Source organism: Staphylococcus sp. HMSC057A08, assembly GCF_001812925.1.
Classification (GTDB): Bacteria; Bacillota; Bacilli; order Staphylococcales; family Staphylococcaceae; genus Staphylococcus; species Staphylococcus hominis.
This window is the reverse complement of sequence record NZ_KV810825.1, coordinates 102092-112264: the sequence shown is the minus strand read 5'-3', so window position 1 is coordinate 112264 and position 10173 is coordinate 102092. Positions and strand designations below refer to the sequence as shown.

General features: G+C 32.4%; 8 protein-coding genes, 1 tRNA gene and 1 other RNA gene. All 10 read right to left on the bottom strand.

Translation table 11 applies throughout. The annotated features are described in order from the left end of the window. Positions 1 to 438: 438 nt before the first annotated feature. Positions 439 to 1035, bottom strand: a complete 597-nt coding sequence (gene recR, locus HMPREF2881_RS00535; RefSeq protein WP_002447967.1) for a recombination mediator RecR — start codon at positions 1033 to 1035, stop codon at positions 439 to 441. Between the two features lie 7 nt (positions 1036 to 1042). Next, the gene (locus HMPREF2881_RS00530; protein WP_002447964.1) at positions 1043 to 1360 is read right to left on the bottom strand and encodes a YbaB/EbfC family nucleoid-associated protein; all 318 of its coding nucleotides are present in this window, start codon (positions 1358 to 1360) and stop codon (positions 1043 to 1045) included. Between the two features lie 126 nt (positions 1361 to 1486). Next, positions 1487 to 3196 carry a DNA polymerase III subunit gamma/tau gene (gene dnaX, locus HMPREF2881_RS00525; RefSeq protein ID WP_070653587.1) on the bottom strand — a complete coding sequence of 570 codons (1710 nt, stop codon included), beginning with the start codon at positions 3194 to 3196 and terminating at the stop codon, positions 1487 to 1489. A gap of 72 nt (positions 3197 to 3268) precedes the next feature. After that, positions 3269 to 3787, bottom strand: a complete 519-nt coding sequence (locus HMPREF2881_RS00520) for a GNAT family N-acetyltransferase (RefSeq protein WP_002488094.1) — start codon at positions 3785 to 3787, stop codon at positions 3269 to 3271. Positions 3788 to 4099: 312 nt separating this feature from the next. Then, positions 4100 to 4369, bottom strand: an RNA gene (gene ffs / locus HMPREF2881_RS00515) — signal recognition particle sRNA large type. A 96-nt stretch (positions 4370 to 4465) separates the two neighbouring features. Further along, a complete protein-coding gene (treR, locus tag HMPREF2881_RS00510) occupies positions 4466 to 5191 on the bottom strand; it encodes a trehalose operon repressor (protein ID WP_002447948.1) in 726 nt (241 codons plus the stop codon). Between the two features lie 22 nt (positions 5192 to 5213). Beyond that, positions 5214 to 6851: an alpha,alpha-phosphotrehalase gene (treC, locus tag HMPREF2881_RS00505; RefSeq protein ID WP_002454507.1), complete on the bottom strand. Its 1638-nt coding sequence runs from the start codon at positions 6849 to 6851 to the stop codon at positions 5214 to 5216. 78 nt (positions 6852 to 6929) lie between these two features. Beyond that, positions 6930 to 8372, bottom strand: a complete 1443-nt coding sequence (gene treP / locus HMPREF2881_RS00500) for a PTS system trehalose-specific EIIBC component (RefSeq protein WP_002488110.1) — start codon at positions 8370 to 8372, stop codon at positions 6930 to 6932. Positions 8373 to 8548: 176 nt separating this feature from the next. Next, positions 8549 to 8641 (bottom strand) — tRNA-Ser (locus tag HMPREF2881_RS00495). A gap of 58 nt (positions 8642 to 8699) precedes the next feature. Beyond that, on the bottom strand, positions 8700 to 10163 hold the full coding sequence (locus HMPREF2881_RS00490) for a glutamate synthase subunit beta (RefSeq protein WP_002488119.1): 1464 nt from the start codon (positions 10161 to 10163) through the stop codon (positions 8700 to 8702). Between the last annotated feature and the right edge of the window lie 10 nt (positions 10164 to 10173).

The following is a 10173-nucleotide window of genomic DNA, read 5'->3' as shown; positions in this document are numbered from 1 at the left end:
TCAGTTTTCAATGTTCATTTTCTTCAACACAAGAATTAATTATACTCGCTATCGATATGAAAGTCAACAACTTTTTTTAATTAATTTTTTTGTGTTTTTAATGTTCGTTGATTTGTTTCGCTCAACAAATACATACTATACAGGGTTTCTTCCAAATGTACAATGGTAAAAATTACACTACAAAAGGTAAGAGATAGAGTCTAATCCACAAAATACGAACATTATATAAAATAATTTGTTAATAGTTAATATTAAGTATGTTTTGTTTCAGTTTATAGCTTTTTTTACATTGCTCTTCTCCTATAAAACAAACTTTTAAAAATTTACATTTTTTTAAAATAATTTTAAAAAAAGCTATTTACAGTGTGATTTAGTATTGTTGAAGGTAAAATATCCTCGTTATTCAATACTAATCTACTATAAATAGCATATAAAAATTTACATTTCGGTTCTACCAGCAATTGCTTTAGAAAGCGTTACTTCATCAGCATACTCTAAATCGCCACCAACTGATAACCCTTGTGCAAGGCGTGTTACCTTTATTCCAATAGGTTTTACAAGTCTTGAAATATACATGGCGGTCGATTCACCTTCTAAGTTTGGATTCATAGCTAATATAAGTTCTTTAACTTCTTCATCTTTTAATCTATCAATAAGTGTAGGTATATTGATATCTTCAGGTCCTATACCATCCATTGGAGAGATAGATCCATGTAATACATGATAAAGGCCTTTATACTCTCTCATTTTTTCCATTGCAATAACATCTTTATCATCTTCAACCACACAAATAATTGAACGATCCCTTTGTTTATCTTCACAAATGTAACACGGATCTTTTTCAGTAATATGACCGCAAATACTACAATAGGTAAGTTCTCGCTTAACATCTACTAAGGCTTTAGCAAATTTTACGACATCGTCTTCTTTCATGTCTAATGTATAAAAAGCCAGACGTTGAGCCGTCTTGGGACCAATGCCTGGCAGTTTCATAAAACTATCTATAAGTTTTGAAATCGGTTCAGGATAATGCATACTTAACCTACATTCCTGGAATATTTAAGCCTTGAGTATGTTTACCTAATCGTTCTTGTGTTAAATTATCTGCTTTATTCATTGCTTCATTTGTTGCAGCTAAAACTAAATCTTGTAACATTTCGATATCATCTGGATCTACTGCTTCTTCTTTAATTTCTACATCTACAACTTCTTTATGACCAGTTACAGTTACAGCAACCATACCGCCACCAGCTGTTCCTACAATACGTTCGTCTTTAAGTTTTTCTTGTTCTTGTGCCATTTTCTTTTGCATTTTTTGCATTTGTTTCATCATTTGTTGCATATTTCCGCCACCGCGCATAATTCATTTCCTCCTTAAATTTTCACATTAATTTTATTATAATTTATATTTTATTATACATACGTTTATATTTATTGTCATGTATGACTCATTCAACTTACTTTGTAAACAAACTGACCTATTTTATTATTCATCTATAATATTCACAGTATCTTCACCAAATAAATCTTTCGCTTTTTGAACGATATCAGACGTTTCCTCTTTAGTATTATCTTTTGTACTTTCAAAAGAATGATGATCATTTTGTTTTCTATGATTAATATACTCGCTTCTTACTCTCATCCATTGATCTGAAGGGACACCTACTACTTCAACATTTTTATCTATGATATTACAAACGACGTTTTCAATGTTTTTCCTTTTTTCTTCATCTTTATTAACAATTTCACAATGTATTTCTTCATCAAATTGAATTAATACACGTTTTCTACTTGCTGCTACTGGAATTGAGTTTTGCAATAAGCTGACTAAAGATTTTTTATCATTACTTTTAGCATAATCAATGACTTCTTGCCAATGTTCTTTGAGTAGTTGAATATCTTCTTTATTTGCTTCATCTAACACTTTAGCTATCTGAGTCATAGAAAATGCTGCTTTACTTTGACGTTTACTTCTAGAATGTGTGTTTGTTTGTGTGTGCTTGTTATTACTCTGTGAAATACCTTGTGCTTTTAGAGTTTTTATCTCATTTTCAAGTTGTTCCATTCTTTGTAATAACACTTCATTATTAGGTTCTGTAGCAACAGGAGTTGTTGCTACATTTTCTACTTTCGTAGGATTTGTTTTTACCATTTCAGCTAATTTAACTAATAACACTTCAAAGTGTACATTCTGATTCACACTAAATCTAATAGAAACGAGCGTATCATTTATAATATCTATCATATAATATAACGTTTCTAAATCAAATTGAGTTAAGGCATCGTAACTTGTTTGTTCATTGATGGTTTTATTCATAATTGTATCTCTTACGAAATAAATCATATCATTAATAAGTCTATTTACTTCTTTACCTTCAGATACAAAGTGATGATAACGAGAAAATGCTTCTTTTACATTTCCATTAACGATATCGTTAAACAATTCATTAAGCGACGCTTCATCTACACTACCCGTTACGTCTAATACATCTTGTAATGTAAGATGCTCATCTCCAAAAGCAATTGCTTGGTCCATAATGCTTAATGCATCACGCATACCACCTTCTGATGCTTTAGCAATAAATTCTAATGCCGCTTCCTCATAATCTAGTGATTGTTCTTGTGCAACAAAACGTAATCGTTCCACAATCTGTTCCGTACTAATCGCTTTAAAATCAAAACGTTGTGCACGTGAAATAATCGTAGGTGGTATTTTATGCGGTTCTGTTGTTGCTAAAATAAAAATAGCGTGTGCTGGGGGTTCTTCTAATGTTTTTAATAAAGCATTAAAAGCACCTGTTGTAAGCATATGAACTTCATCTATAATATAAACTTTATATTTTGATTCACTAGGTGCGTATTTAACTTTATCTCTAATATTTCTAATTTCATCAACACCGTTATTACTAGCAGCATCAATTTCAATAACGTCACCATTTGTTCCTTGTGTAATGCCTTTACATATTGCACACTCATTACAAGGTTCACCATCATGGGGATTTAAACAGTTAATAGCTTTAGCAAACACTTTAGCTATACTTGTTTTACCAGTTCCTCTTGGCCCACTAAAAATATATGCATGAGATTGCTTTCCTTTTGAAATAGCATTTCTCAAAGTTTTAGTGACATGTTCTTGACCTACAACATCACTAAAACTTTGAGGTCTAAACATTCGATATAAAGCTTGATAGTTCACAGTCGCACCTCCAATACAATTACTTATCAATTATATCATGCCATATCTTTGATATATTAATTTTTTATACTTCTATGATATCGGTTCTAGTTTCCCATGTGGATATTCACTTAATTGATTCCACAAGAATTTCACATAAAGAGGCTTATCATCATTTTTCGATATAATATGATGTTGCGCCGCTGATGCATAACCTAACGTTGTAAAATAATCAGGACAACCATCTACAATAATAGCAGTATAATGATGAGCTTTCGCACGCTCTTCTACAGCTTGTACTAAAGCTTTTCCTATACCTTGGTTTCGATAAGGTGTTGCTACAATCAAAGAAGATAATTGTAATACTTTAAATGTATCTTCATTATCAATGAGATTCACTTCATTTAGCATGATGTGCCCTATAATGTCCCCATCTTCTTTTTTGGCAATAACTTCTAATTCATAATTATATGTAGGTTGTTTTCTTAAATTAGAAATTATTTTACTATGTGATTTACCATCTAAACCTTCGTTATTAGTATAATGTTGTTCAAGTTTTTCTAAAGTCTCGATATAATCCATTTCAGTTAAAGTACTTAAATAAACTTGCATAACTTCCCCCTATATTAATATGTTCCTAATCATATTTCTGTTAAATGAAGTAAGTGAATGTATCAGTGTATACACCCATGACCCTCATTATAAAAATAATTTAGGGCATTTTTTCTCAAAATGCTTATTTTGAATATCTGTATATAAGTATGATGTTTATAGTTGTTCGATGCCAACTTATTTAAATGATTTAAGAGTCTTTATCTGTATTCTAAGTTCTTCTATAGTTTATATAAAAAAGGAGTGACTTTAAATTAAAGTCACTCGTAACGTATATCTATTTATAGAAATGATTAATTTTAAATTAAATAACCGTGCACCTTCGAATCGAATGTACATCATAAACGTTACCGAAGTCGATAGCTAAATCTCGGCTACCCTACGGCACATATGAGTGTCCACTTAATGCTGCTTCCGTCAGGACCTGACATGATTCATGGGTTCATATTGCATAGGACCGAAATCTTCAAACACCTCGTGCTTCGGGCAGACTTCACAAAAGTACACCCTCAACGAAGGAATTAAGTCTCGCATAAAGCGGATTTCGAGTACAGGGAACCGCTACCTCCCCACCTAGCACGGTAAGTTTTATAATACTATAAAACGTATTAACGTTGCAAGTAAAATAATATATTTATTTATAAATCATTCAAGTTAAAAACAAATTCAAAAATATTACTATTTATTTTGTCGACGAGAAAATTCATTAAACTTAAACTCTGTCGCTAAATGCTTTGAAACATTATATTGAAATCGCGTCGTATCTTTAAGAAAAACGGTACTTCTTACTGTCGCTGTATATGGATGGTGCACTTTACCAAACACTTGATATTCAAAATCCTTAAATGGTTCAAATGTAATTGATTTATTGGAATAGCTAATATTTAAATGAAGTTCTTTTTCTAAATAATCATAAATAGACTTTCTAGCTATCTCATTAGATATTTTAGGAACTAATGATGTTAGAAAATAATCTTCATCTAATATTTTAACTTTTCCATCCACACTTCTACTTCTTACTACATGACATAATAAATCGTTATTTCTTAAACACAATTGTTCTTTCACTAAAGGAACATCAGACGCCTTTATTATTTCATTTACAAGTACATGTGTTTCATGAGTTAAGTTTAACTTTTCTTTAACTTCTTTAAAGCTAATTAAATCTGAAAAAGGAAATTCAGTGATATCTTGTTGAATAACTATCGATCCTTTTCCTTTAATTTTTTGAATCATCCCATCATTTGCAAGTAATTCAAGTGCTTTTCTTACCGTTTCTCGAGATGAGTGATACGTTTCTACAAGCTCACGTTCTGACGGTAGTTGTTCACCATGTAAGTATATTCCCTCAGAAATATCTTTTTTTAATTTTTCATAAATTACTGCAAATTTTTGTTGACCCATTTTTAATTTTTCACCCTATCATTTAATATGACTTACTAATAACTATCGCACCATATGGTGAAATCTTATTGTCAAGAATTGTACCACTTTGAATAATAATATCTCCTACTATATCAAGATCATCTGGAATCCTAACAGTTTCATTTGAAAAGTTAGCAATAATTAACCAAGAATCATTTTTATAGTTGCGACGATAAATAAACAATTGTGGATGATCCATATACAATGGTTCAATATCTCCATAAGTAATAATATCATAATGATGACGTAACTTAATAAGTTGACGGTATACATGTAAAACTGAATCTTTATTACTTATAGCATCTTCAACATTAATCGCATCTATATTATTAGGTAAATCTATCCATGGCGTACCAGATGTAAACCCCGCATTTTCATTTTGATTCCATTGTATAGGAGTGCGTGAATTATCACGCGATTTTTGGGATAAAATGGTCAAGATTTCTTCTTCTGGTATTCCTTCTTCTTTTAGATGTGTATACGCATTAAGAGATTCGACATCTCTATATTTTTGTATTGATGTATAATGAGGGTCAGTCATGCCAATTTCTTCACCTTGATAAATATAGGGTGTCCCTTGTAACATATGTAACGCAATAGCTAACATTTTTGCGCTTGCTTGACGATTCAATTCATTTGTATCATCGCCAAATCGTGATACTACTCTTGGTTGGTCATGATTACACCAAAAAATAGCATTCCAGCCACCACCATTATGGATACCTACTTGCCATTCCATTAAAATTTTCTTTAATTTAAGAAAATCATATTTTTCATTTGTCCACTTTTCACCATCTTTATAATCCACTTTTAAATGATGAAAATTAAATACACTATTCAACTCTTGACGCTCAGGACGTGTATATTTAATACAATTGTCAATCGTCGTTGAAGACATCTCACCTACTGTCATCATATTTCTATTTCCAAAAGTATGACGGTTGAGTTCATGTAAATATTGGTGAACACGGGGGCCATCAGTGTAAAATTCTTTTCCGATAGCTTCCGAATTTTTAAATTCATCTTTAGAAATAAGATTTATTACGTCAAAACGGAAGCCATCAACGCCAAATTGAATCCAATAATTTACCATTTCATAAAGTGCTTGTCTTACTTTTTCATTATCCCAATTCAAATCAGCTTGTGTCACATCAAATAAGTGTAGATAGTATTCATCTGATTTCTCATCATATTTCCAAGCATTTCCACCAAATTTAGATTGCCAATTTGTTGGTGGTCCATCTGCTGATGATTTGAAAAAATAAAAATCTCGATAAGGATTATCTTTTGAACGAATTGCTTCCTTAAACCAATGATGTTCCGTAGACGTATGATTAATTACAATGTCTAGCATAACTTTTAAGTCTCGACGATGTGCTTCATAAATCAATTTTTTAAAATCATCTAACGTTCCAAACTCTTCATTAATTTTAAAATAATCACTGATATCGTAACCATTATCATTCATTGGAGATTCATAAATAGGTGTTAGCCAAATATAGTCCACGCCTAAATACTTTATGTAATCTAATTTTTCAATAATACCATTCAAATCTCCTTTACCGTTTCCAGTCGTATCATTAAAAGATTTAGGGTAAATTTGATACACTACTGATTTTCTCCAATCGTTTTGAATCATATGAATGCCACCTTTATCTAAAAATATATTCTTCAAAATAATTAATTATTCACATCTTATAATGAAAGTTCTTAAGTCTCATTTTATATCATTCTGATTTTCTATCATTTCTTTAGCTTTAACTTTAGTGAATTTAGAAAAAACCACCGTTAATACTGCTGGCAAAATCATTGCTAATAGGATAACAGGTATATAAATATACCAATATTTACTTTGGATTGAAATAAAAGCTGGAACGCCTCCTACCCCTACATTACCAAGTACTCGGTTTGCTCCAATGACTGCCCCTAAAATACCCGATGTACAAATAGCAGCAAAAAACGGTACTTTTAAAGGTAAATTCACTCCAAACATAGCTGGTTCAGTGACACCTAAGAAAGCAGAAACGCCAGATGTTAATGCTAATCCTTCTTCTTTTGCCATTTTTCGACGTTTATAAATTAACCATGCACCAAATGCAGCTGATCCTTGACAAATATTAGAAATGGCTACAATGGGCCATAAATAAGTTCCCTTTAAAGAACTGCCCATCAATTGAAAATCCACTGCTAAGAACATATGGTGTAATCCAGTAATAACAAGTGGTGCATAGAAGAAACCATAAATTGCGCCCCCTAACCAACCCGCATGTTCAAAAATAAATTGTATAGCACCTGTAATCGCTGTTCCGATACCTAATGCTATAGGCCCAATAATAATAAATGATAGGAATCCTGTAATTAATAATGCCACAGGCCCTACTACAAGCATCTTAATTGAATCATGCACGACTTTATTAAGTGCTTTTTCAATTAAAGAAAGTACATAAGCCGCGATAAGTACCGGAAGGACTTGCCCTTGGTAATTTAGTTGTTTAATTTCTAAACCAAATAAATTCCATGTAGGAATTTGGCCCTTAGCTATATCATATTGTGAAACAAGTTGAGGATGCATTAATATCAACCCCAACACTAATCCTAAAATTGGACTACCTCCAAAGACTTTCATACTACTCCAACCAATTAAAGCTGGTAAAAAGATAAATGCTGTACTAGCTATGACATTAATAATATTAGAAATATCACCTAATTGATGATGTTGTTCCACTAAGGCCTTAGGACCAAATAAATGTTCCATAGTTAAAAGATTATTAATCCCCATAAGTAAACCAGCTGTTACTAGTGCTGGCAAAATTGGAATAAAAATATCTCCTAATAATTTTACTAATCGTTGTAATGGGTTCCCTTTTTTTGCAGCGGCAGTTTTTGCTTCATCTTTAGATGCAGTTTCTACACCGGTTTCATTTACAAACTGTTTATACACTTCATCTACTGTACCAGGACCAATAACAATTTGATATTGATTGTCAGCTTTAAATTGGCCTTTAACAAGCGTATTATTAGATAAAGCTTCCTTATCTACTTTATTATCATCTTTCAAAACTAATCGTAATCGCGTTACACAATGAGTAGCAGTATCTACGTTTTCTTTTCCACCTATTGCTTGAACAATATCTTGTACATCTTTTCTTTTTACACTCACGATGTCCACTCCTTTGTTTCTAACTTAAACAAAGTATAACTTGTCTAGACAAGTTGTGTAAAGGCTTTCATTAAATAATTTAATTTTTTAAAAATTTAGTACATAAAAATAAGCACTCAGTAAGTTACTGAGTGCTTATCTTCTTTATATTGATTAGTCTTGGATTTTAATGATAATGGCGGAGGAAGAGGGATTCGAACCCCCGCGGCCCGTTAAGGCCCTGTCGGTTTTCAAGACCGATCCCTTCAGCCGGACTTGGGTATTCCTCCAATGAACACAATAATCATCATATAATATTATTCATTGGAAGTCAATCTTTTTATATTATTATGCTAAAACTTTTTGTTTGAGATATTGATCTACTGATTTAGCTACAGCTCGGCCTTCTTTAATTGCCCACACAACTAAACTTTGTCCACGACGTGCATCTCCTGCAGCAAATACCTTTTCTTGATTTGTACGGTAATCCTGCTCATTTGCTACAATTTTATTTTGTTTGGTTTTAATATCAAATGATCGTGGTACTGTTGTTTCAGTTCCTTCAAATCCAATTGATAATAATACTAAATCTGCTGGCCAGTGTCTTTCTGTACCATCAACCACTACCATACCTTCAGGTGTTTCTTCTAAAATTTGGGTATAAACGCCGCGAATATTACCCATTGTATCTACATCATATCGCATAGTTTGAACACCATATGCACGAGGTTCTCTTCCAAATCGTGCTTCATATTCTTTATGAGCATAATCCATTTTAAATACAGGTAACGCTAAAGGCCAAGACGTGTTACTTTCAAATGTAATCTCTTCTGGTGCTTTTGTATACTTGTTAAACTGTACAATAGATTTACAATTTTCGCGTAAAGCAGTTGCTACGCAGTCTGCTCCAGTATCCCCTGCTCCTATAACAATTACATTTTTATCTTTAGCCGTAATTGAAGCTTCTTCAATCTCACCATTTAAAACTTGCATTTGCTCAGTAAGGTAATCCATAGCAAAATGAATACCTTGTCCCATTCTACCTTCTAAAGGTAAGTCGCGTGCTTTTTGAGCACCAGTACATAATATAATCGCATCAAATTGTTCTTCTAATTCATCACGTGTTATATCTACACCGATATTAGTATTTGTCTTAAAAGTAATACCTGCCTCACGCATGATTTCAATTCTACGTCGAACCACAGTTTTGTCTAACTTCATATTTGGAATACCATACATTAATAAACCACCTGGTTCAGCTGCTCTTTCAAAGACAGTAACTTGATAGCCTACATGATTTAATTCTTCCGCCGCTGCTAATCCTGCAGGACCGCTTCCAACAATTGCCACGCTCTGGTCTTTGTGTTCTTTTGGATATTTTGGTTTTACCCATCCATTGTCATAAGCTTCATCAATAATCGTGCGTTCGATGCCTTTAATTGCTACAGAATCACGATTAATTTTCATAACACATGATTGCTCGCATGGTGCAGGACAAATACGTCCTGTAAATTCAGGAAAATTATTTGTCTCACTTAGACGTTCGTATGCTTCTTTAAAGTCTTGATGATAAACTAAATCATTCCATTCAGGTATATAATTTCCTATTGGACAACCAATTGTTTCTCGTCCGAAAGGAAGTCCAGTTTGACAAAATGGCGTTCCACAATCCATACATCTTGCCCCTTGAACAGAGGCTTCTTCTCTAGAAAATCGTTGTTGGAATGCTTCGTGTCCTTCTAAACGTTCAATGAGTGACAATTCTGCTAATGATTGTTTCTCATATTTCATAAACCCTTTAAACTCACCCATAACTTTTCCT

Coding starts and splice junctions, on each gene's coding strand:
- recR (WP_002447967.1), bottom strand. CDS start 1,035: ATGCATTATCCTGAACCGATTTCAAAACTTATAGATAGTTTTATGAAA.
- HMPREF2881_RS00530 (WP_002447964.1), bottom strand. CDS start 1,360: ATGCGCGGTGGCGGAAATATGCAACAAATGATGAAACAAATGCAAAAA.
- HMPREF2881_RS00520 (WP_002488094.1), bottom strand. CDS start 3,787: ATGCAAGTTTATTTAAGTACTTTAACTGAAATGGATTATATCGAGACT.
- treR (WP_002447948.1), bottom strand. CDS start 5,191: ATGGGTCAACAAAAATTTGCAGTAATTTATGAAAAATTAAAAAAAGAT.
- treC (WP_002454507.1), bottom strand. CDS start 6,851: ATGATTCAAAACGATTGGAGAAAATCAGTAGTGTATCAAATTTACCCT.
- HMPREF2881_RS00490 (WP_002488119.1), bottom strand. CDS start 10,163: ATGGGTGAGTTTAAAGGGTTTATGAAATATGAGAAACAATCATTAGCA.